Origin of the sequence: Pseudoalteromonas sp. SWYJZ98 (genome assembly GCF_015864495.1) — a bacterium.
In the GTDB taxonomy this organism is placed as follows: domain Bacteria; phylum Pseudomonadota; class Gammaproteobacteria; order Enterobacterales; family Alteromonadaceae; genus Pseudoalteromonas; species Pseudoalteromonas distincta.
Genome location: NZ_JADYXA010000022.1, coordinates 21,709 through 42,518 on the forward strand (window position 1 = coordinate 21,709; position 20,810 = coordinate 42,518).

A 20,810-nucleotide genomic window follows, 5' to 3' on the forward strand; every position below is an offset into this window, starting at 1 on the left:
TTAATTATTTAACCAAAGTGTTAATAGTATATAATGTATCCAAGAATGAGACGGGCAAAATTTCATTCTCAATAAAAACAAATCTTTACCATATTATTAGCGTAGTTTTTAGCTGTGTTGGTGGAGTGAGTAGCAACACATGCTTTATTAAGCAATAGCTTGCTATTGAAAGTATGACTGCTTACCTGCCTACGGCTATTGATGGAAACTACTGCTTTAATGGGTACGTCAAATCATCTAGTAGGAGATGTAAAATGATGGGCAAAACAGTTTCTTCTGAAGAAAATGCAAAGCTAACAAAGTGGCTTAAAACTAAGCGCCATGAAAAGGGTCATACAATGCGAAGCCTAGCACAAGTGCTTGGAACGCCTCATTCGTTTATCGGCAAGATTGAAAATCAAGAACGCCGTTTAGATGTAATTGAGTTTGTTCGCTATTGTACAGCTCTAGAAGTTGATCCACATGAAGCACTTAGCTTGCTAAAAGTAGATTAACTCAATAATTGCTTAGTACACTCTAAGGGGCACTTGATAGTGCTAAGCAATATGTTAATGCAGGGATGCATTAAATATTTTTGTGGTAATTCTTCTCAAGCTCATACAACTTATGCCTAATCAGATATAAAAATATCAACGAAGGTAAAACCATTAAGGCTGTTAAAATAAAGAACAGCGACCAATTTCCCATTAACCAATCATCAATTACTACACCACTGTAGCTTGAAAGCAATGTTCGTCCTAAATTCCCTAATGACGCCAGTAATGCATAGTGCGTTGCACTAAATGCTCTATCGCATAACATCGATATAAAGGCCACCATAGCGACCAACGACCACGCTTGCGTAAAGCCATCAATAACAATAGCAAAGGCATACAGCCTTAGGTCAGGGCCAACTAAAGCAATCCACGAGAAGGCTAAGTTTGAAGCAGCCATTGCAATACCACTTACAAATAAACCCTTAACAATGCCATATTTTTGATTAAATAAACTGCCAACAAAGGTAAATATGATTGTAAGTACCGCTGTACCTACCTTCGAAAATGTAGCTATATCGCTATTACTAAAACCAATTTCTTTATAAAACACAATCGACATGCGCCCTAAAAACGCTTCGCCTATTTTAAATAAGAAAATAAACGCAAGTAATGCTAGTGCTGTTTTAACGCCATTTTTAGTAAAAAAAGCTCTAAAGGGATCAATAACGGTTACCGCAAGCCACGCAACAGTTTTTGTTAAAGGAGTTTGTTTTGTAGAGGACAGTTTTTCAAGGTACACACGCTCAAGTTCAGCATGTACTGCTTCGCGGTTAGTTTCGGGCTCTTTTGCAAACAGTGCTCCACTCATTAACAGCAGCATTACGGCAGCTAAAAAGTAATAAATTTGTGGCCAGTCGAGCGAGGGGATATCGGCCATGTAAAATGGAATGGCGCCTAAAAGTGCATAACCTGTCCACCAACCAGAAGTTGCCATGGCGGCTGCAGCGGTTGCTTTGTGTGATTCGCTTTCGTTTAGGGTGTCTATTCTAAAGGCATCAATAGCAATGTCTTGAGTAGCCGAAGCAATGGCGATTAATAAACAAATCGCAGCAACAATTGCCAAATTAGCTTTTAAATCAAGCCCTGCTAATAGCAAGGTGCCAATAAAAATAAAACTTTGGCAAAATAGTATCCAACTGCGACGTTGGCCTAGCCATTTATATAAAATAGGAAGTTTTGTACGGTCAATGAGTGGCGACCACAAAAAGTTTATGCTGTAAGCGCCAAATACAATGCCAAATAGGCCTATCATACTGCGACTTAGCCCTTCATCTTTTAGCCAAGCAGACATAACAGAGCCAATTAAAACCCACGGAAAACCGCTACTCATACCAAATATGAAAATGTGGATTAAGCGTTTGTCTTTAAAGTAAGAAAAATATTCGCTAATAGAGAGAGATTTGCTCATAGGGCCTTCATTGGCTTTGATGCAGAGCAGCTAAGCTGCTCTTAAAAAATTATAGTGGGACTTGTTCAAGCACTTTAATATTTAAGATGACAACAGGTTTTTTAGGTACGAAATCGTAGCCAATTTTTTCATTAAAACCGGTTTCAACAGTCATAATTTTATCAAGCGTGTCGTAACCATCCATTACGCTACCAAATACTGCAAAGCCCCAATCTTTCCCTGGATTTAAGTGATCGTTATTATCCATATTAAAAAAGAATTGGCGAGTTCCTGAGTGCGGTTGTCTATCTTGATAGGCCATAGCAATGCTATACATATCGTTTTTTAAACCGTTACCGCTTTCATTAAAAATAGGGTCATTTTCATGTAGACCATCATAGTCTTTATCGTAACCGCCACCTTGAATAACAAAGTCGCGATCATTTTCTACATCGCGCTCAATACGGTGAAAAACGCTACCTTGATAACTTTTATCTGACACGTAAGTTAAAAAATTATTGACTGTGATGGGCGCTTTAGAGCGATCCAGCTCAACCACGATGCTACCCATTGACGTTACAATTTCTACGCGTGGAAAAATGTTGTCCTTTTGCACAAAGCGGCCTTCTTGGGCTGCTAAGCTACTTACACTAAAGAATAGGCCTAAGCAGATTAAAAAAAGTCGTTTCATAGTTAACCTTCTAAAAATTCTATTAATTCAGGGTCAGATACAATGCGGGTAATAACTTGCTCAGTCAACTTATTGAGCTGACCTTCTATTTTTGCTTGCTCATGACTAAATGGGCCTTCTAAATTAGCACTACCTCTATACACTTTACTAAAGTTACTTGAGGCGCGAATAACACGCACGCCAAGTTCTATGTGGGCTTCGCTGGTATGGCTCACTAGCTTTTCGGTTACAACAGCTTGCAATGCATGAATATCTACTTCAAAGCGAACAGTTGCTAAGTTAGAAATACTGGCTCCATTGCGGCTAAGGGCGCTGTCTAACACACTTTTAATAGAGCTGGTAATGCCTTGGCTTGCAAAGGTTTTAGTTTTGTCTGACTCAATAAGTTTAAGTGTTGATGTATCGCCACGTAAATCAATTACACTAGTACTTAAGCTACTATTTATAGTGCTAATTTGACCATTTTTATAAACAGGGTTAAGTATTACTTGGCTAGGCTGATTCGCGCAGCCACCAAGTATCAGTAATACACAACACCCAATTATAATGTTTGTTAATTTCATTTATAGCATTCCACTATTTTTTGTTGCACTTAAAACGACAAACTTTTTGTTTGAACCTAACAACTTACAGTTGCCGAACATACGGTTTAATTTATCATGATAATCTAAATGACGATTACCAATAATACGCAGCTCGCCGCCTTCTTTTAAAGTATCTTTTGCTTGTTTAAACATTTGCCAAGCAATATGGTCGGTAACGGCCTGAGCTTGGTGAAATGGAGGGTTACAAAGCACCATATCTACACTGTCTCTTTCAAAGCCTGTTAAACAGTCGTTTTCGATGAACTCGCAGTTATCAAACTTATCGCCTAGGTTAATTTCTACATTTAACCGAGCCGACTCTACTGCCATGTAAGACTCATCAACAAAAGTAACTGATGCATTAGGGCAACGAGCAAGCGTCATTAATCCAACAACTCCGTTACCACAGCCTAAATCAATAATGCTTTTAGCTTTTGGTGTTTCTGGTAAGTAGTTAAAAAAGAAGCGTGCACCAATATCTAACGAATCACGCGAAAACACATTTGCATGGTTTGTTATATTAAACTCAGTACCTTCAAGCTCCCACGTTACAGGGAAATCTGCTGCTTTATATCCGCCTTTAGCTGTACTTAATATAAGACGGGATTTTTTAACTGCTAGGCTAGTTTTTGTTTCACCAATAAATTGCTCAAATGATTTTATTGTTGAGTTATGAATTTCTTTTGTTTTACCTGCGGCAATTACTGGCGTACCAGGTGCAAGGACTTCACTGAGCTCACTTAACTGAAACTGTAAAAACCCCACATTACGAGGGATTTTAATAAGTACTAAATCAACATCCTGTGGTAATGCAGACAAACTATCTAATTGTGTAAAATCTGCTGTAGGCAGTTTGTTTTCTTGTAAGTTATAAGCCGCAGCTTGGTGGCTAATATAAGAATCGTTAACTGAACAAACCGTTAACTTATTAAAATAACAAGCAAGTGCACCAAAGCTATCGTTTAAAATAAGCAATGAGCGACAATCAGGGTGATGTTCGTTAACATAATTGATAAGGTACTCATCTGCCGAATCCCACGCTTGTAAGCTGCGGTTTTTTTGATCCAAAGGAAAGCGTTCAAGAGTAAAGGTTTTATCGCCTAGCTGGGCTTGCGTCGTCATAATGGTTCGTTGATCAGTAATCTAATGTAGGTAAATTCTAACATGCAACGGCAAAACGCCAACCCCCAACAGTTACCAAATGGCTTTTCTTATCAAAGTAGGGCACTTAGTGCACAAAAAAGCCTCGATCTATTTTATTATTTGCAAAAAAACCTACGTTGGCAGCAACCCGATGTAACTGTTTATGGTAAAACGGGGCCTATTCCACGGCTACAATGCTTCATGAGCGATTTAAATATTGAATACGGCTATTCAAGTAGTAAGCAAATAGTAGAGCCATGGGATGAATTGTTACTTAATATGAGAAGGCGTTTAGAGGCGCACTTAAATCAGCCTCTAAACTCATTACTCGTTAATTATTACCGAGATGGTAATGATACGATGGGCTGGCACAGTGATGATGAAATAGAGCTTGGTGATAAACCAACAATTGTGTGTGTCTCTCTAGGAGCTGATCGGGTTCTAAAGTTAAAGCACAAGGCGAGCAATAAAGTAACCGACTTAAAATTACAAAGTGGCAGCTGTTTAATAATGGATGGACATAGCCAGCGAGATTATCAACATGCAATACCTAAACAAACAACGCTTGCACATCCTCGAATAAGTTTAACTTACCGATTTATTAAGGACATTAAACAAAAGCAATTTAGTTAGCCAAGCGCTGCGTTAAATTGTTATAGTAAGTGTATAAATTAGCTAATTAAAACGGTCTTTTATGTCAATGCAGCAACAGATCCAAGAAAAAATAAGCAACGCTATTGCGTGTAAACATTTAAACGTAATTAACGAAAGCCATATGCACAGTGCGGGCACTGAATCACACTTTAAAGTAATAGTGGTTAGCGAAGGTTTTACAGGTAAACGTTTATTGCAGCGCCATCGTGAAATTAATGAAATTCTAAAAGATGAATTAGCAAATCATATTCATGCACTCGCAATTCATACATATACACCCGATGAGTATACAGAGCAGGGCGGCGAGGCACCTGATTCACCTAATTGTATGGGCGGCTCTAAATTAGCTTAAATAATTAATAGCGATTTGATTGTTACACTTGTGGTTAACTGATCAGATCAGTGTTTTTAGTATTAGCCTTTAAACTAGCGCTAATTTTTATTGTAAAAGATATAGGATGATCAATGGTCATTAAGCCTAAAATTCGTGGATTTATCTGCACAAACGCACACCCAGCTGGTTGTGCAGAGCATGTTCAAGAACAAATTAACTATGTAAAACAACAAGGCGCATTAAAAAATGCACCAAAAAATGTATTAGTTATTGGCGCATCAACAGGCTACGGCTTGGCTTCGCGCATTACAGCTGCGTTTGGTGGTGGTGCTAAAACATTAGGTATTTTCTTTGAAAAAGAAGGTACAGATCGCAAAACAGGTTCTGCTGGTTGGTACAATACCGCTGCTTTTCAAGATGCAGCAGACGAAGCAGGCCTTTGGTCTAAAAATATTAATGGCGATGCGTTTTCTAACGAAATTAAACAAAAAGCAATCGACACTATTAAAGCAGATTTGGGCAAAGTAGATTGTATTATTTACAGCTTAGCGTCTCCTCGTCGTACAGACCCAAATACGGGCGAAGTTTACTCATCTACGCTTAAGCCAATTGGAAATGCCGTTACTACTAAAAACTTAAATACATCAAAGCGTGAAATTGATGAAATTACTGTTGAAGCTGCAAACCAAGACGATATCGACAACACCATTAAAGTAATGGGCGGTGAAGATTGGGAAATGTGGATTGACGCATTAAAAGAAGCGGATGTATTAGCCGATAACTTTAAAACGACTGCGTACACTTATATTGGTAAAGAGCTAACATGGCCAATATACGGACACGCTACTATTGGTAAGGCTAAAGAAGATCTAGACCGTGCAACCGCTGCTATTAAAGAATCAACAAAAGATTTAAATGGTGAGGCATATGTTTCATCACTTAATGCTGTGGTAACGCAAGCAAGTTCTGCTATTCCTATTATGCCGTTATATATCTCTGCTTTATTTAAAGTTATGAAAGCAGATGGCACATACGAAGGCACTATTGAGCAAATTCACGCTTTATTTAGTGAAAACTTGTATGGTGAATCTCCTCGCTTTGACGACGGTGGACATTTATTCCAAAACTACAAAGAGCTAGAAGACGATGTACAAGCTCGCGTGCAAGCTGTTTGGGATAAAGTAGATACGAGCAGCATTGATGAACTAACAGATTATGTTGGTTACCATAATGAGTTTTTACGCTTATTTGGTTTTGGTATAGATAGTGTTGACTACGATCAAGATGTAGATTCAGTTAAGCCAATTGCCAATATGATTGACTAACAGAACTTAGGGCCTGTTTATCTTTCGAGGTTAAATTTGCAGCAGTCTGTTTGGTATTTAGGCAAGGCAGAGCCTATGTAGTGTGGTTATTCCCCATAAATGGGCGATAACGTGGAATAAATGCCAAACATGCGCTGCCCAAAGGGTTCTGCCTAGGGGCTATTTACTCTTTGTTGCTCGGTTTTTACTTAGCCCACTAGGTTACAAACTTCACGCCGCGATTAAATAGCCCCTAGATTGAACAAATTTTAATCCTGAAAGGTCAACAGGCCCTAGTTATAAAAAGCCGCTATCGCGGCTTTTTTTGTATTATGCGATTTGTTGAATTTACGATGAAATCAGGAATGATAATTGCTTAGGCTACCACTTTGGTCTAGCTTGATTTTTATTTAATTCACTTAACAAAACTAAATAAGTGTTTCTGTCGTATAATTTTCATAAATACACTCGCATAGTCATCTAAAATGATGTTAAAATCTCGACAATATGTGATGAGTTTTACTACGTTGCTTGTTTGATATCTCTAGCAAGCTGCTCTTTTGTACCTTGATATAATTTGGAATAACTCAAATGGCGACGTGGTTGATACGATTTTTCAGTTTCTTTCCTTTAATGTAATGCAAGTGCGTATGATCAACATAAAAAAAGGTCTGGATTTACCCTTAGAGGGCGCGCCACAGCAAGTTATACATGACGGTTCTGCTGTCAAACGTGTAGCTGTGCTTGGTGAAGAGTTTATCGGTATGCGTCCAACCATGCATGTTCGTGTGGATGACCAAGTCAAAAAAGGCCAGGTACTTTTTGAAGATAAAAAGAACCCAGGCGTCCTATTTACTGCTCCAGCTTCTGGTACAGTAAAAGAAATAAATCGTGGTGCTAAACGTGTGCTGCAATCTGTTGTTATTGAAGTAGCAGGCAGTGAGCAAATCACCTTTGACTCTTTCAAAGCAGACGAGCTTCCGAGCTTAGAGCGCGAAAAAGCCAAAGAAGTACTTATCCAGTCTGGTCAATGGACAGCACTTCGTGTTCGCCCATTCAGCAAAGTAGCGGCTGTGGATGCAAATCCTAGTTCTATTTTTGTGACCGCAATCGACACAAACCCATTAGCTGCAGATCCTGCAGTAATTATTGCAGAAAATGCGCAAGCATTTGAAGCGGGTCTTGCAGTTGTTTCGCGTTTGACCGATGGCAAAGTATTTGTGTGTAAAAAAGCAGGCAGCCAAGTTCCTAGCTCATCTATAGCTCAAGTAGAAGTACATGAGTTTGGTGGTGTGCATCCGGCTGGCCTCGTTGGCACTCATATCCACCATCTTGATGCAGTTTCTGTTAGCAAACAAGTTTGGCATATTGGTTACCAAGACGTTATTGCGTATGGTCACTTATTCCTTACTGGTGAAATTTACACAAATCGTGTTATTTCGCTTGCAGGTCCTCGCGTTAAAAACCCACGTTTAGTGAAAACACAATTAGGTGCTTCATTGGATGATTTAGTGTCTGGTGAGTTAGAAGACGGAGATAACCGCGTTATTTCTGGTTCTGTTCTATCGGGTTCTATTTCAAACGGTGTTCATGCATTCTTAGGTCGTTACCACGTTCAAGTATCTGTTTTACTTGAAGGTCGCGAAAAAGAATTGTTTGGCTGGATTGCACCAGGTAGTGATAAATTCTCTGTAACGCGTACATTCCTTTCTCACCTTGCACCAAGTCGTTTATTTAAAATGACAACGTCAACAGGTGGTTCAAAACGTGCCATGGTACCAATTGGTAGCTACGAGCGCGTAATGCCGTTAGATATTTTGCCTACTCTATTATTACGTGACTTAATTGCACGTGATTTAGACAGTGCAATTTCATTGGGCGCGCTTGAACTTGATGAAGAAGATTTAGCGTTATGTACCTTCGTTTGTCCAGGCAAATACGAGTATGGTTCTATCCTACGCGATTGCTTAACTACGATCGAGAAGGAAGGCTAGAGAGATGGGTTTAAAAAAATATCTAGAAGATATCGAGCCGAATTTTGAAGCCGGTGGTAAATATGAAAAGTTTTATGCACTGTATGAAGCAGCTGCAACTATTTTTTATACACCAGGCTACGTAAATAAAGGCGCGACACACGTACGCGATAACATCGACCTAAAACGTATGATGATTTTAGTGTGGATGGCGACGTTCCCAGCTATGTTTTTTGGTATGTTCAATATCGGTCATCAGGCCGCTGGTGCTTTAGCACAAGGTTTTGAACTAGCAAACACGTGGCAAGTTGGTTTGTTCCAGTTATTCGGTGGCGAGTTAACCGCTGACGCAGGTTGGGGCGCTAAGATGTTCTATGGAGCATGTTTCTTCTTACCTATCTACGCTGTAACATTTGCAGTAGGTGGTTTCTGGGAAGTTATATTTGCTTCAGTGCGTAAGCATGAAATTAACGAAGGTTTCTTCGTTACTTCTGTATTATTTGCACTTATTTTGCCAGCAACTATTCCTTTATGGCAAGTTGCGTTAGGTATTACGTTTGGTGTAGTAATCGCTAAAGAAATCTTTGGTGGTACTGGCCGTAACTTCTTAAACCCTGCTTTAGCCGGTCGTGCATTTTTATTCTTTGCATACCCAGCTCAAATCTCAGGTGACACAGTATGGACAGCAGTAGATTCTTTCTCTGGTGCAACTATGCTAGGCCAAGCATTTGCTGGCACACTTGACTTTGCAAACATGGAATTATGGTGGAATGCGTTTTATGGTTTCATTCAAGGTTCTGTAGGTGAAACATCTACACTTGCATTATTAGTAGGTGGTTTGTTCTTAATTTACGTTCGTATCGCTTCTTGGCGCATCGTACTAGGTGTATTCCTAGGTATGGTCGCAACTGCATTTTTATTAAATGCTGTTGGCTCAGAAACTAACCCTGTATTTGCAATGCCTTGGTATTGGCATTTTGTACTTGGTGGCTTTGCGTTTGGTATGTTCTTTATGGCTACTGACCCTGTATCAGCTGCATTTACTGACAAAGGTAAATTAGCATATGGTCTATTAATTGGCTTTATGGTGGTTATGATACGTGTTGTGAATCCTGCTTTCCCAGAAGGCATGATGCTAGCAATCTTATTTGCTAACTTGTTCGCTCCACTGTTCGATCACTTTGTAGTGCAGGCTAATATTAAGCGGAGGTTGGCACGTAATGTCTAGTAATAACGAATCAATCGGCAAAACGTTATCAGTCGTTGTAGCACTATGTTTAGTGTGTGCAATCATTGTATCGTTTGCTTCTGTACAGCTTCGTCCTTTACAGCAAGCTAATAAAAACAAAGATATTCAAAGCAATATCTTAGCTGCTGCGGGCATCGACAAAGTTGAAAATGTTCTTGAAACATTTGATGCAAAAATCGAAGCGCGCGTTGTAAACATGACTACAGGTGAGTTTGTAGATACAGACCCAACAATCTTTGACTTTGAAAAAAGCAAATATGATGCAGCGCTAAGTGTTTCTCTTCAAGAGAAAGGCGTTAAAGATATTGCTGGTATTCAACGTGTGACTAAAGAGTCACCGGTGTATATCTCTAAAAAAGAAGATGGCTCAGTTGATGCAATCATTCTTCCTATCCAAGGCTACGGCTTATGGGGCTTAATGTACGGTTTTATCTCGCTTGAAAGCGATGGTGAAACAGTTAAGGGCATTATCTTTTACAAGCATAATGAAACCCCAGGTCTTGGTGGCGAAATCCAAAATCCACAGTGGACTGCTACATGGGAAGGTAAAGAACTTCCAATTCAAATTGTTAAAGGTACTGCGGGCAATGATGAGCATAAGATCGATGGTCTTTCAGGTGCTACATTAACGTCTAACGGTGTTGATCATGCAGTTGACTTTTGGACTGGCGAAAATGGCTTTGGCCCTTTCCTTGCGAAAGTACGTAAAGGAGCATTGAAATAATGGCTGATACTAAAGAAATGAAGGCGGTCCTATTTGGTCCGGTTTTAGCTAACAACCCAATCGCACTACAAGTACTTGGTATTTGTTCTGCGCTAGCGGTAACGTCTAGCTTAAAAAATGCGTTAATTATGTCAATTGCATTGACACTTGTAACTGCGTTTTCGAGCTTCTTTATCTCGCTTATTCGTAACCAGATCCCATCATCTGTACGTATCATCGTACAAATGACCATTATCGCATCATTGGTAATCGTTGTTGACCAAGTATTACAGGCATTTTCTTATGCTACTGCAAAAGAGCTTTCTGTATTCGTTGGTCTAATCATTACTAACTGTATCGTAATGGGTCGTGCTGAAGCATACGCGATGAAGTCGCCACCACTTATGTCATTCCTTGACGGTATTGGTAACGGCTTAGGTTACTCTGTAGTGCTACTTACTGTTGGTTTCATTCGTGAGCTATTTGGTAAGGGTTCACTATTCGGTGTTGATATTATCCCATTAGTACAAGATGGCGGTTGGTATCAGCCTATGGGTCTATTGATCTTACCACCGAGTGCATTCTTCATCATTGGTTTGTTCATATGGGTACTGCGTACTTATAAGAAAGACCAAGTAGAAGCTAAAGCGTAAGGGGCAAATAGTGGAACATTATATTAGTTTATTTGTAAAAGCCGTTTTTATTGAGAACCTAGCGTTGTCATTCTTCTTAGGCATGTGTACTTTTTTAGCGGTATCTAAAAAAGTAACTACATCAATTGGCCTAGGCATAGCGGTTATAGTTGTATTGGGTATTTCTGTACCTGTAAACAACTTGGTTTATCATGCGGTACTTGCACCTGGTTCACTAACTTGGTTAGGTTACCCAGATGCAGATCTTAGCTTTTTACGTTTCTTAACTTTCATTGGTGTTATTGCAGCACTTGTGCAAATTCTTGAAATGGCATTAGATAAGTTTTTCCCTGCACTATACAACGCGTTAGGTATCTTCTTACCACTTATCACAGTTAACTGTGCAATATTTGGTGCGGTATCATTCATGGTTGAGCGTAACTATAACTTCGGCGAGTCTGTTGTTTATGGTATTGGCGCTGGTGTTGGTTGGGCACTTGCAATTACATTACTTGCAGGTATCCGTGAGAAACTGAAATACTCAGACGTACCTGACGGCTTACGTGGTTTAGGTATTACCTTCATCACTGTTGGTTTAATGGGACTTGGCTTTATGTCATTCTCTGGTATTTCACTGTAAAGGTAGCGAGGATAAATCATGGATTATCAGATTTTCTTAGGCGTTGGTGTTTTTATCGCTATCGTTGTACTACTGGTTTTAGTCATCATTGGTGCTAAATCTCAGTTAGTTGCAAGTGGCGATATTATCATCGGCATTAATGGCGACCCAGATAAAGCCATTAAAACATCAGCAGGTAGTAAGCTTTTAGGCGCACTATCTGAGTCAGGTATATTTGTATCATCTGCTTGTGGTGGCGGTGGCTCTTGTGGTCAGTGTCGTGTACACATTAAAGAAGGTGGTGGTGATATTCTGCCAACTGAGCTTGATCACATATCTAAAGGTGAAGCCCGTGAAGGCTGTCGTTTAGCGTGTCAGGTAAATGTTAAAAATGACATGGAAATTGAACTTGAAGAGTCAATTTTCGGTGTTAAGAAGTGGGATTGTGAAGTTATCTCTAATGATAACAAAGCAACGTTCATCAAAGAACTTAAGCTGCAAATTCCAGATGGCGAGTCAGTGCCGTTTCGTGCGGGTGGTTACATCCAAATCGAAGCTCCACCTCACCATGTTAAATATGCAGATTTCGATGTTCCTGAAGAGTATCGTGGCGACTGGAACCATTTTGGTTTCTTCGATCTGGAGTCAAAAGTAGACGAAGAAACAATTCGTGCTTACTCAATGGCTAACTACCCAGAAGAAGAAGGCATCATTATGCTTAACGTGCGTATTGCTGCTCCACCTCCAAGAAACCTTAGCTTGCCATGTGGTAAAATGTCTTCGTACATTTGGTCACTTAAAGAAGGCGACAAGGTAACTATTTCGGGTCCATTTGGTGAGTTCTTTGCTAAAGACACTGACGCAGAAATGGTATTTGTTGGTGGTGGTGCTGGTATGGCGCCAATGCGTTCTCATATCTTTGACCAACTTAAACGTTTGAACTCTAAACGTAAGATGAGCTTTTGGTATGGTGCACGTTCTGAGCGTGAAATGTTCTACGTAGAAGATTTTGACGGCCTAGCCGCTGAAAATCCTAACTTCGTATGGCATACAGCACTTTCAGATCCACAGCCTGAAGATAACTGGGAAGGCTATACTGGCTTTATCCATAACGTGTTATTTGAGAACTATCTTAAAGATCACGAAGCGCCTGAAGATTGTGAGTACTACATGTGTGGTCCTCCAATGATGAATGCGGCAGTTATTACTATGCTTAAAGATTTAGGTGTTGAAGACGAAAATATCTTACTAGATGACTTCGGTGGCTAACACTAATACCAAAACAGTTTAGTTTTGGTTAAAATACCAGCCTTGTAACACTTGTGTTACGAGGCTTTTTTTATTCTTTAATTTTATCAATCTATTAAGTAGAGCTGTTATGAATCGAGTAAGTACTTCACAGGGCATAATGGCCTTTTTACTAATTACACTGACTTTATTATTGTCTGGGTGTGGTGAAAAGCCAGAGTTAAAAGAAACCTTTTTAGAAGGTAAGACTATGGGTACCACTTATCATATTAAATATTATGATGAGCAAGCCCAGCTATCGGCTTCACAACTACAGCTGCAAATAGACGCTGTTTTAAAAGATGTGAACCAATCTATGTCTACTTACATAGAAGACTCTGAAATAAATACATTTAACAGATTACCTGCAAATCAAGTCATGCCAATTAGCGAAGATTTTAGGGCTGTTATAAGCGAGTCTATTCGCTTGGGTGAATCAACTAAAACACTCGACGTAACAATGGGGCCTTTAATTGATTTATGGGGCTTTGGGCCTGATAAAAAACCAACTAATCGCCCAAGTGATGAAGAGCTTGCAAGTATGGTTGAAAAAATAGGCATTGATAAACTTATCTTAAATGAGCAAGGACTGGCTAAAATAGTTAATGGACTGGAGCTTTCTTTTTCGGCAACAGCTAAGGGCTATGGTATTGATAAAGTTGCCCAGTTATTAGAAAGCCACGACATTACTAATTACATGGTTGAGATTGGTGGTGAGCTGCGTATAGCAGGTGAAAAGCCAAATAATCAGGATTGGAAAATCGCGATTGAGCAACCAGATGCGCAACCTGGAGAGCGTAAGGTACACCGTGTTTTATCGCCAGGTACAAGTGGTATAGCGACATCGGGTGATTACCGTATTTTTTATAAAATGGATGGCGAGATCTATACCCACTTAATTGATCCAGCAACAGGTATGCCTATTAAGCACGACTTAGTGTCGGTAACTGTGCTTCATCCAAGCGCTATGACGGCAGATGGTTTAGCGACGGCACTTACTGTAATGGGGATGCAAAAAGCGCAAGCTTATGCTGAGCAACATGATTTACCGGTTTATTTAATAGGTAAATCAAAAGAGGGTTTAATTACCTACTCAAGCCCAGCATTTAAGTCTTATTTATAGTATGGTGCTGACTTGTTTATTTCCGTGTTATTTGGGTATATAATAGCAGTCGCTCAAAAATATTTGAGTTTAATTTATTGCTGATCAATAGGGGCTAAGCAATGTCACTTTTTCTTCTTACTTTTGGCTTACTAATTTTGATAGTTTCGGCTATGGCCGTTGGTATGATCGTGCAAAAAAAATCTATGGCAAGCAGCTGTGGTGGTTTAGGTTCGGTTGGTATTGATAAAGCCTGTGATTGCGATGATCCATGTGATAAACGCAAAAACCGTTTAGCAAAAGAGCAAGCCTGGAAAGAAAACCAAATTATTTAAGCCTGTCTTAAATATTAAAAAGCGCTTTATAGCGCTTTTTTTGTGCCTGTAAAACGCCTTCGCATCATAGCTTCCAAAGCAATCCAATCTAAATGTATTAGACAAAGGTATATAGTTTAGTTTTTTTCACCTATTAGGTTTATTTTTCTCGTTTGTCAAATTGGAGCTAACACTCTAAAGTTTAACCATAGACAAAGAGCAAGGCTCTCGTCATAAGCTTGAGGCATAAGTTAGCCTCGCTTAAAAGAATCTTTATATTGTGTGTGAAGATGTTGTCAGTGTGAAAGGCAACTCAAGTTCGGTGGATTCACTTCCATAAAGAACGAGTTTGAGTTGTTTTTATTCCCTACAATTGCCACGCAGTGTAAACCAAAAATCTTTATATTGTGTGTGAAGATGTTGTCAGTGTGAAAGGCAACTCAAGTTCAGTGGTGACTGAGTTTGAGTTGTTTTTATTCCCTACAATTGCCACGCAGTGTAAGCCAATAATCTTTATATTGTGTGTGAAGATGTTGTCAGTGTGAAAGGCAACTCAAGTTCGGTGGATTCACTTCCATAAAGAACGAGTTTGAGTTGTTTTTATTCCCTACAATTGCCACGTAGTGTAAACCAAAAATCTTTATATTGTGTGTGAAGATGTTGTCAGTGTGAAAGGCAACTCAAGTTCGGTGGATTCACTTCCATAAAGAACGAGTTTGAGTTGTTTTTATTCCCTACAATTGCCACGTAGTGTAAACCAAAAATCTTTATATTGTGTGTGAAGATGTTGTCAGTGTGAAAGGCAACTCAAGTTCGGTGGATTCATTTCCATAAAGAACGAGCTTGAGTTGTTTTTATTCCCTACAATTGCCACGTAGTGTAAACCAAGAATCTTTATATTGTGTGTGAAGATGTTGTCAGTGTGAAAGGCAACTCAAGTTCGGTGGATTCACTTCCATAAAGAACGAGTTTGAGTTGTTTTTATTCCCTACAATTGCCACGTAGTGTAAACCAAGAATCTTTATATTGTGTGTGAAGATGTTGTCAGTGTGAAAGGCAACTCAAATTCGGTGGATTCACTTCCATAAAGAACGAGTTTGAGTTGTTTTTATTCCCTACAATTGCCATGCAGTGTAAACCAAAAATCTTTATATTGTGTGTGAAGATGTTGTCAGTGTGAAAGGCGGCTCAAGTTCGGTGGTGACTGAATTTGGGCTGTTTTTATTTGTGCCATACAATTATTACTCCCTCCTAAAAACCTATAATCCTATTAAATATTTCTCTTTAAATCGTTTTTTATTTGAACTAACCGAATGTTTTTTATCGTGTTATTTTTTATTAACAAAATAGCTTCGAAAGCTTAACTCAAATTAATTGATTTTTAGTTGAACAGAAAATTCTCTTTGTTATACTCAAGTTCGAACTTTCAGTAAGTTTTGAAAGTTTGGTTGATACGGATCAATTTTCGCTAGATAAATATGTGCTAGCTGGATTTGATTGTATTTAGCACCTGGTTTTAGGGCTTACAACAGCAATGTTTTTTAAATTTTTCCATTGCGAACTGTATTACTCTAATTTTGTTATAGTCATTTTAGTAGGTTAATGTCTTTGAACACACTTTCTTTGCATCATACAGCTACGGAACTTGCCTCTGGCGAGCCGCAGACGTGTGAGCGCTTGAATAAAGCAGGCAAGGGCGTGTGTGTAGCTATAACTTTATTAGTGTTTAATACTGTAATGTTGCTAAGCGGTGCATTAGAGGATGCCTTCAAGCTTGAAGCGCTATTAAGTGATGGGTTTATTGTAGAGCCACTGTTACTTAATCTTGCGCAATTTTTAGCTCATCCGATCATATCAAGTCAGTTACTTATTGGCCTTTGTTGGTTATTGTTCCATATTTGTCCAGCGCGTCGTGCTGGCATAATCCTCCGTAAAGCAGCCTTTGCTTTTAGCGAGGCTAAAGTTCTTCAGCCTGTGATCTCTTCACACGGTTGTCGTGCTCCACCTAGCTTTACAGGTTGCCTGTAACGCTGCATCTTGTTGCTGGTTTTAATTATTTGTTCTTGCTGTAAATAATTAAGGTTAGCTACAACAAAGTAGCTCCGTGTTTTTTAAACACATTTCAGTCAACCACCACTCACCCAAGTTAACTTTTATTACGTTATATAAATGCGTTTAGAAAGCTGGGTTTGTTGCTAGGTCATTAATGGCATGAGCTTTAGGTTTTGAATAGCCCCCTTATTTTTATAATTTAATTCTAGTTAACTTGGGTTTTTATTGAAAAATCGTTGCTTTGGTTTTTATTTTAAGCAGCAAATTGAAACTCTAGGTTTGTAGGATACTCCCTTGTTAATTCGTAACCTTTGTAATATTGCTTTAGCTAGTACAGTGCTGGCGTTGTCAGGCTGTAAAGGCGGGATACTCGATCCAAAAGGGCAGATAGGCATTGATGAGAAAAATTTAATCATCATCGCAACCGTGCTTATGTTGCTTGTAGTCGTTCCCGTTATTGTGATGACTTTGTATTTCGCTTGGAAATATAGAGACACTCAAAACCAAGAAATTTATGCTCCAAAATGGGCTCATTCAAATAAAATTGAAGCCGTTGTTTGGGCTGTTCCTATTGTTATTGTAATCATTTTAGGTGTTATTACCTGGCAGTCTACCCAAGACTTAGACCCCTATAAACCCATTGAAGGTAAAGGTAAGCATCTTACTGTTGAAGTGGTTTCATTAAACTGGAAGTGGCTGTTTATATATCCTGAGCAAGGTATTGCTACGGTTAATGAATTAGTGTTCCCAGCAAATGTACCTGTTGAATATAAAATCACTTCAGAGAGCACAATGAACTCCTTTTTTATTCCGCAATTGGGTAGTCAAATATACTCAATGGCTGGGATGGAAACCAAGCTTCACTTAATTGCAAATGAGCCAGGTACGTTTAAAGGCTTTTCTGCAAATTACAGCGGCGCAGGTTTTACTGGCATGAAATTTAATGCCATTGCTACACCTACCCAAGCTGGTTTTGATAAGTGGGTGAGTGATGTGAAAGCGAATTCAAGCGCTAACAACCTGACTCATGCAAATTATGTTGAGCTTGCAAAAGCAAGTGAAAATAACCCTGTAGCCTATTACGGAAAAGTTGATGACGGCTTATTTCATACCATTGTTATGAAGTATATGCAGGCGCATGGCGATATGAACAAAAAACACCATGCAATGGGCGAACATGGGCAAATGAGTAAAAAGCATCATGAAATGAGTGAGCACTCAATGCCTTCATCTCACAGCCAAGGCGAGGAATAATAATGTCGTTATTAGGTAATCTTTCACTCGACGCAATTCCGTTTCATGAGCCAATTCTTGTGTTCACGATGTCGGTTATTGCGATAGCTGGGCTTATTATTGCCGGGCTTATTACAAAGTATAAAAAATGGGGCGTGCTTTGGCGCGACTGGATCACGTCTGTTGATCACAAACGCTTAGGCGTAATGTATATTCTTTTAGCACTAATAATGCTGTTTCGTGGTTTTTCAGATGCAATAATGATGCGTGCGCAGTTGGCACTTGCTACCAGTGGTGCGCCAGGTTATTTACCACCAGAACACTACGACCAAATATTTACTGCCCACGGCGTAATCATGATCATATTTATGGCAATGCCATTTATGATTGGTCTAATGAACATTGTATTACCACTTCAAATTGGTGCTCGCGATGTTGCTTTCCCATTTTTAAATAATTTAAGTTTTTGGTTTACAGCCAGTGGTGCAATTTTAATTAACTTATCACTTGTGTTTGGTGAGTTTGCAAAAACAGGTTGGGTGGCATATCCGCCGCTTTCGGAGCTGACCTTTAGCCCTGGGGTGGGGGTTGATTATTATATTTGGGCCTTGCAAATATCCGGGCTCGGTACACTTCTAACAGCCGTAAACTTTTTAGCAACCGTGTTTAAAATGCGTGCACCAGGTATGACCCTAATGAAAATGCCAATTTTCACATGGGCATGTACATGGGCAAACATATTAATTGCAGCATCATTCCCAATTTTAACTGCTGTACTTGCAATGCTAACGCTTGACCGTTATCTCGACTTCCACTTCTTTACCAATGAATTGGGCGGTAACGCCATGATGTACATCAACCTGTTTTGGGCATGGGGTCATCCTGAGGTATACATATTAGTATTACCAGCGTTTGGTATTTTTTCTGAAATTATTTCGACCTTTGCCGGTAAACGTTTATTTGGTTACAAGTCGATGGTTTACGCCAGCGGTGCAATCTCAATTTTAGGCTTTATTGTTTGGCTACATCACTTCTTTACGATGGGCTCGAGTGCTAACGTTAATGCGTTTTTTGGGGTAATGACCATGGTTATTGCCGTACCAACTGGGGTTAAGTTATTTAACTGGTTATTTACCATTTACCGAGGTCGTTTACGTATTAGCGTACCGGTACTTTGGACACTTGGCTTTATGGTTACCTTTACCGTAGGCGGTATGACCGGTGTATTACTTGCTATTCCTGGCGCCGATTATGTACTGCATAACAGCTTATTCTTAATTGCACATTTTCATAACACAATTATTGGTGGTGCTGTGTTTGGTTACCTGGCCGGTTTTGTATTTTGGTTCCCTAAAGCAATGGGCTTTAAACTTAATGAAAAATGGGGCAAAGCATCATTTTGGTGTTGGATTATTGGTTTCTTCGTAGCATTTATGCCGCTGTACGTACTTGGTTTCTTAGGTATGACACGTCGCTTAAACCACACTAACAACCCAGATTGGAACATATGGTTATACATTGCCGCAGGCGGTGCTGTGATTATTATGTTTGGTATTATCAGCCAAGTAATTCAATTATATGTGAGCTTTAGAGACCGTGAAGCGCTTGACGATACAACAGGCGATCCGTGGAACGGCCACACACTTGAGTGGGCTACAAGTTCACCTCCGCAAATTTATAACTTTGCAACAATTCCACATATTGATGATATTGATGCATGGACCGACATGAAAGAAAAAGGTCAAGCATATCAAGATAAGGCAAACTACAGCCCTATTCATATGCCTAAAAACACATCAGCTGGCGTGTTAATGGCAGCAAGCTTAACAGTATTTTGTTTTGCAATGATTTGGCATATTTGGTGGTTAGCTGTTGTTGGGCTAGTAGGCGGAATTGCCATATTTATCAAACGTTGTTACACCAGCGATGTAGATTACTATATACAACCTGATGAAATTGCACGCACTGAAGCTGCATATAATTCAAGTGGCATTAAGGAGCTAAAAGCGTGAGTACACTTTCTGCAAATTTAGAATCAGCAAATTTAGACTCTGTATCACACGATGATCATGCCCACGCGCATGATCACCACGATACTTCGGGTGACACGATATTTGGTTTTTGGTTATACCTAATGACCGATTGCCTACTGTTTGCCTCGTTTTTTGCCACTTACGCTGTGTTATTTATGAACACAGCCGGTGGTGTATCGGGTAAAGATATTTTTGAACTCGACTTTGTAGCAGTAGAAACTGCAGCACTACTGATTAGTAGTATTACTTTTGGTTTTGCCATGATTGCCGCTCAAGGGCAAAAAAAGGCACTAACACTGACTTGGTTATTTGTTACGTTTTGTTTAGGTGCTGTGTTTATTAGTATGGAAGTATACGAATTTCATCACCTAATTGAGCATGGCAATGGTCCACAACAAAGTGCCTTTTTAACATCGTTTTTCTCATTAGTTGGCTTACATGGTTTACATGTAACAGCGGGTCTAATTTGGATGACCATAATGATGATTGAAGTTGCTAAACGCGGCTTAGGTAAAGCAACCGTAACGCGTTTAAGCTGCTTAAGCCTATTTTGGCACTTCTTAGACATTGTTTGGATTTGTGTATTTACCGTTGTTTATTTAATGGGAGCAATGTAATGAGCCACAGCGAAACGCATGCGTTAAAGCAAACGCAAAGTGATCATCATGATGAATCTCATGGCAGTGTTAAAACTTACTTAATTGGCTTTGTGCTATCGGTAATTTTAACTGCTATACCGTTTTACATGGTAATGGAAGGTGACTTTTCAAAAGCAACAACGCTTTGGAGCATTGTTACTTTAGCAATCGTACAAATTTGGGTGCATTTAAAATACTTTTTACACCTTAATTTTACCACCGAAGATGGCCGTGCAAGTACTTTCACATTCCTATTCAGTGCTCTGATCATCGTAATGGTTGTTGGGTTATCTGTTTGGATCATTTATGAATCTAACGCAATGATGATGTACTAGGAGTTGA

The 20,810-nt window shown here is 39.3% G+C and carries 21 protein-coding genes; 17 read left to right on the forward strand and 4 right to left on the reverse strand.

What is annotated here, in order from left to right; all coding sequences use genetic code 11:
- Positions 1 to 254: 254 nt before the first annotated feature.
- Positions 255 to 494: a helix-turn-helix domain-containing protein gene (locus I6F10_RS13005; RefSeq protein ID WP_002958908.1), complete on the forward strand. Its 240-nt coding sequence runs from the start codon at positions 255 to 257 to the stop codon at positions 492 to 494.
- Between the two features lie 70 nt (positions 495 to 564).
- Here I6F10_RS13005 and I6F10_RS13010 read toward each other — a convergent pair whose 3' ends face one another.
- From I6F10_RS13010 to I6F10_RS13025, 4 genes are read right to left on the reverse strand one after another with little or no spacing between them, the layout of a single operon-like run.
- On the reverse strand, positions 565 to 1,944 hold the full coding sequence (locus I6F10_RS13010; protein ID WP_197098944.1) for an AmpG family muropeptide MFS transporter: 1,380 nt from the start codon (positions 1,942 to 1,944) through the stop codon (positions 565 to 567).
- 49 nt (positions 1,945 to 1,993) lie between these two features.
- Positions 1,994 to 2,614: a peptidylprolyl isomerase gene (locus tag I6F10_RS13015; RefSeq protein ID WP_002958906.1), complete on the reverse strand. Its 621-nt coding sequence runs from the start codon at positions 2,612 to 2,614 to the stop codon at positions 1,994 to 1,996.
- A 2-nt stretch (positions 2,615 to 2,616) separates the two neighbouring features.
- Positions 2,617 to 3,177: a YajG family lipoprotein gene (locus I6F10_RS13020; RefSeq protein WP_165744317.1), complete on the reverse strand. Its 561-nt coding sequence runs from the start codon at positions 3,175 to 3,177 to the stop codon at positions 2,617 to 2,619.
- A complete protein-coding gene (locus tag I6F10_RS13025; RefSeq protein ID WP_024604970.1) occupies positions 3,178 to 4,320 on the reverse strand; it encodes a methyltransferase in 1,143 nt (380 codons plus the stop codon).
- A 42-nt stretch (positions 4,321 to 4,362) separates the two neighbouring features.
- On the opposite strand from I6F10_RS13025, the gene I6F10_RS13030 reads away from it, so the two are divergent.
- The 16 genes from I6F10_RS13030 to cyoD all read left to right on the forward strand — a co-directional run bounded on the left by I6F10_RS13030 (position 4,363) and on the right by cyoD (position 20,803).
- Positions 4,363 to 4,974: an alpha-ketoglutarate-dependent dioxygenase AlkB family protein gene (locus I6F10_RS13030; RefSeq protein WP_197098945.1), complete on the forward strand. Its 612-nt coding sequence runs from the start codon at positions 4,363 to 4,365 to the stop codon at positions 4,972 to 4,974.
- A gap of 61 nt (positions 4,975 to 5,035) precedes the next feature.
- A complete protein-coding gene (locus I6F10_RS13035; RefSeq protein WP_024596564.1) occupies positions 5,036 to 5,347 on the forward strand; it encodes a BolA family protein in 312 nt (103 codons plus the stop codon).
- Positions 5,348 to 5,460: 113 nt separating this feature from the next.
- Positions 5,461 to 6,654, forward strand: coding sequence for an enoyl-ACP reductase FabV (gene fabV, locus I6F10_RS13040; protein ID WP_138489515.1), 1,194 nt, complete (start codon positions 5,461 to 5,463; stop codon positions 6,652 to 6,654).
- A 629-nt stretch (positions 6,655 to 7,283) separates the two neighbouring features.
- Positions 7,284 to 8,627, forward strand: a complete 1,344-nt coding sequence (locus tag I6F10_RS13045; protein ID WP_197098946.1) for a Na(+)-translocating NADH-quinone reductase subunit A — start codon at positions 7,284 to 7,286, stop codon at positions 8,625 to 8,627.
- Positions 8,628 to 8,631: 4 nt separating this feature from the next.
- On the forward strand, positions 8,632 to 9,834 hold the full coding sequence (locus tag I6F10_RS13050) for an NADH:ubiquinone reductase (Na(+)-transporting) subunit B (protein ID WP_002958899.1): 1,203 nt from the start codon (positions 8,632 to 8,634) through the stop codon (positions 9,832 to 9,834).
- Positions 9,827 to 10,579, forward strand: coding sequence for a Na(+)-translocating NADH-quinone reductase subunit C (locus I6F10_RS13055; protein ID WP_002958898.1), 753 nt, complete (start codon positions 9,827 to 9,829; stop codon positions 10,577 to 10,579). Before I6F10_RS13050 ends, I6F10_RS13055 begins: the two co-directional genes overlap by 8 nt.
- Positions 10,579 to 11,211 (forward strand): NADH:ubiquinone reductase (Na(+)-transporting) subunit D, encoded by a 633-nt coding sequence (locus I6F10_RS13060; RefSeq protein ID WP_002958897.1) that lies wholly within the window; start codon positions 10,579 to 10,581, stop codon positions 11,209 to 11,211. The genes I6F10_RS13055 and I6F10_RS13060 overlap by 1 nt, the downstream gene beginning before the upstream one ends.
- A gap of 10 nt (positions 11,212 to 11,221) precedes the next feature.
- Positions 11,222 to 11,830 carry an NADH:ubiquinone reductase (Na(+)-transporting) subunit E gene (nqrE, locus tag I6F10_RS13065; protein WP_002958896.1) on the forward strand — a complete coding sequence of 203 codons (609 nt, stop codon included), beginning with the start codon at positions 11,222 to 11,224 and terminating at the stop codon, positions 11,828 to 11,830.
- Between the two features lie 18 nt (positions 11,831 to 11,848).
- A complete protein-coding gene (nqrF, locus tag I6F10_RS13070) occupies positions 11,849 to 13,078 on the forward strand; it encodes an NADH:ubiquinone reductase (Na(+)-transporting) subunit F (RefSeq protein WP_002958895.1) in 1,230 nt (409 codons plus the stop codon).
- Positions 13,079 to 13,187: 109 nt separating this feature from the next.
- Positions 13,188 to 14,219, forward strand: coding sequence for an FAD:protein FMN transferase (locus I6F10_RS13075; protein ID WP_197098947.1), 1,032 nt, complete (start codon positions 13,188 to 13,190; stop codon positions 14,217 to 14,219).
- A gap of 101 nt (positions 14,220 to 14,320) precedes the next feature.
- Entirely contained in the window at positions 14,321 to 14,533 is a 213-nt protein-coding gene (gene nqrM / locus I6F10_RS13080; protein WP_007376137.1) for a (Na+)-NQR maturation NqrM, read from the forward strand.
- Positions 14,534 to 16,120: 1,587 nt separating this feature from the next.
- Positions 16,121 to 16,540 carry a hypothetical protein gene (locus I6F10_RS13085; protein WP_002958097.1) on the forward strand — a complete coding sequence of 140 codons (420 nt, stop codon included), beginning with the start codon at positions 16,121 to 16,123 and terminating at the stop codon, positions 16,538 to 16,540.
- A gap of 318 nt (positions 16,541 to 16,858) precedes the next feature.
- Complete coding sequence (gene cyoA, locus I6F10_RS13090) at positions 16,859 to 17,818, forward strand: ubiquinol oxidase subunit II (RefSeq protein WP_197098948.1); 960 nt, start codon at positions 16,859 to 16,861, stop codon at positions 17,816 to 17,818.
- A 2-nt stretch (positions 17,819 to 17,820) separates the two neighbouring features.
- Complete coding sequence (gene cyoB, locus I6F10_RS13095; protein WP_149594194.1) at positions 17,821 to 19,809, forward strand: cytochrome o ubiquinol oxidase subunit I; 1,989 nt, start codon at positions 17,821 to 17,823, stop codon at positions 19,807 to 19,809.
- A complete protein-coding gene (gene cyoC, locus I6F10_RS13100; RefSeq protein ID WP_197098949.1) occupies positions 19,806 to 20,447 on the forward strand; it encodes a cytochrome o ubiquinol oxidase subunit III in 642 nt (213 codons plus the stop codon). The genes cyoB and cyoC overlap by 4 nt, the downstream gene beginning before the upstream one ends.
- On the forward strand, positions 20,447 to 20,803 hold the full coding sequence (gene cyoD, locus I6F10_RS13105; protein ID WP_024603769.1) for a cytochrome o ubiquinol oxidase subunit IV: 357 nt from the start codon (positions 20,447 to 20,449) through the stop codon (positions 20,801 to 20,803). Before cyoC ends, cyoD begins: the two co-directional genes overlap by 1 nt.
- Positions 20,804 to 20,810: the final 7 nt, after the last annotated feature.

What these genes read in the sequence shown, in the direction of transcription:
- I6F10_RS13060 (WP_002958897.1), top strand. Translation starts at nt 10,579, where the DNA reads ATGGCTGATACTAAAGAAATGAAGGCGGTCCTATTTGGTCCGGTTTTA.
- nqrF (WP_002958895.1), top strand. Translation starts at nt 11,849, where the DNA reads ATGGATTATCAGATTTTCTTAGGCGTTGGTGTTTTTATCGCTATCGTT.
- I6F10_RS13045 (WP_197098946.1), top strand. Translation starts at nt 7,284, where the DNA reads ATGATCAACATAAAAAAAGGTCTGGATTTACCCTTAGAGGGCGCGCCA.
- I6F10_RS13050 (WP_002958899.1), top strand. Translation starts at nt 8,632, where the DNA reads ATGGGTTTAAAAAAATATCTAGAAGATATCGAGCCGAATTTTGAAGCC.
- I6F10_RS13005 (WP_002958908.1), top strand. Translation starts at nt 255, where the DNA reads ATGATGGGCAAAACAGTTTCTTCTGAAGAAAATGCAAAGCTAACAAAG.
- I6F10_RS13010 (WP_197098944.1), bottom strand. Translation starts at nt 1,944, where the DNA reads ATGAGCAAATCTCTCTCTATTAGCGAATATTTTTCTTACTTTAAAGAC.
- I6F10_RS13030 (WP_197098945.1), top strand. Translation starts at nt 4,363, where the DNA reads ATGCAACGGCAAAACGCCAACCCCCAACAGTTACCAAATGGCTTTTCT.
- I6F10_RS13020 (WP_165744317.1), bottom strand. Translation starts at nt 3,177, where the DNA reads ATGAAATTAACAAACATTATAATTGGGTGTTGTGTATTACTGATACTT.
- I6F10_RS13035 (WP_024596564.1), top strand. Translation starts at nt 5,036, where the DNA reads ATGTCAATGCAGCAACAGATCCAAGAAAAAATAAGCAACGCTATTGCG.
- cyoB (WP_149594194.1), top strand. Translation starts at nt 17,821, where the DNA reads ATGTCGTTATTAGGTAATCTTTCACTCGACGCAATTCCGTTTCATGAG.
- nqrM (WP_007376137.1), top strand. Translation starts at nt 14,321, where the DNA reads ATGTCACTTTTTCTTCTTACTTTTGGCTTACTAATTTTGATAGTTTCG.
- I6F10_RS13015 (WP_002958906.1), bottom strand. Translation starts at nt 2,614, where the DNA reads ATGAAACGACTTTTTTTAATCTGCTTAGGCCTATTCTTTAGTGTAAGT.
- fabV (WP_138489515.1), top strand. Translation starts at nt 5,461, where the DNA reads ATGGTCATTAAGCCTAAAATTCGTGGATTTATCTGCACAAACGCACAC.
- cyoD (WP_024603769.1), top strand. Translation starts at nt 20,447, where the DNA reads ATGAGCCACAGCGAAACGCATGCGTTAAAGCAAACGCAAAGTGATCAT.
- I6F10_RS13075 (WP_197098947.1), top strand. Translation starts at nt 13,188, where the DNA reads ATGAATCGAGTAAGTACTTCACAGGGCATAATGGCCTTTTTACTAATT.
- I6F10_RS13025 (WP_024604970.1), bottom strand. Translation starts at nt 4,320, where the DNA reads ATGACGACGCAAGCCCAGCTAGGCGATAAAACCTTTACTCTTGAACGC.
- I6F10_RS13055 (WP_002958898.1), top strand. Translation starts at nt 9,827, where the DNA reads ATGTCTAGTAATAACGAATCAATCGGCAAAACGTTATCAGTCGTTGTA.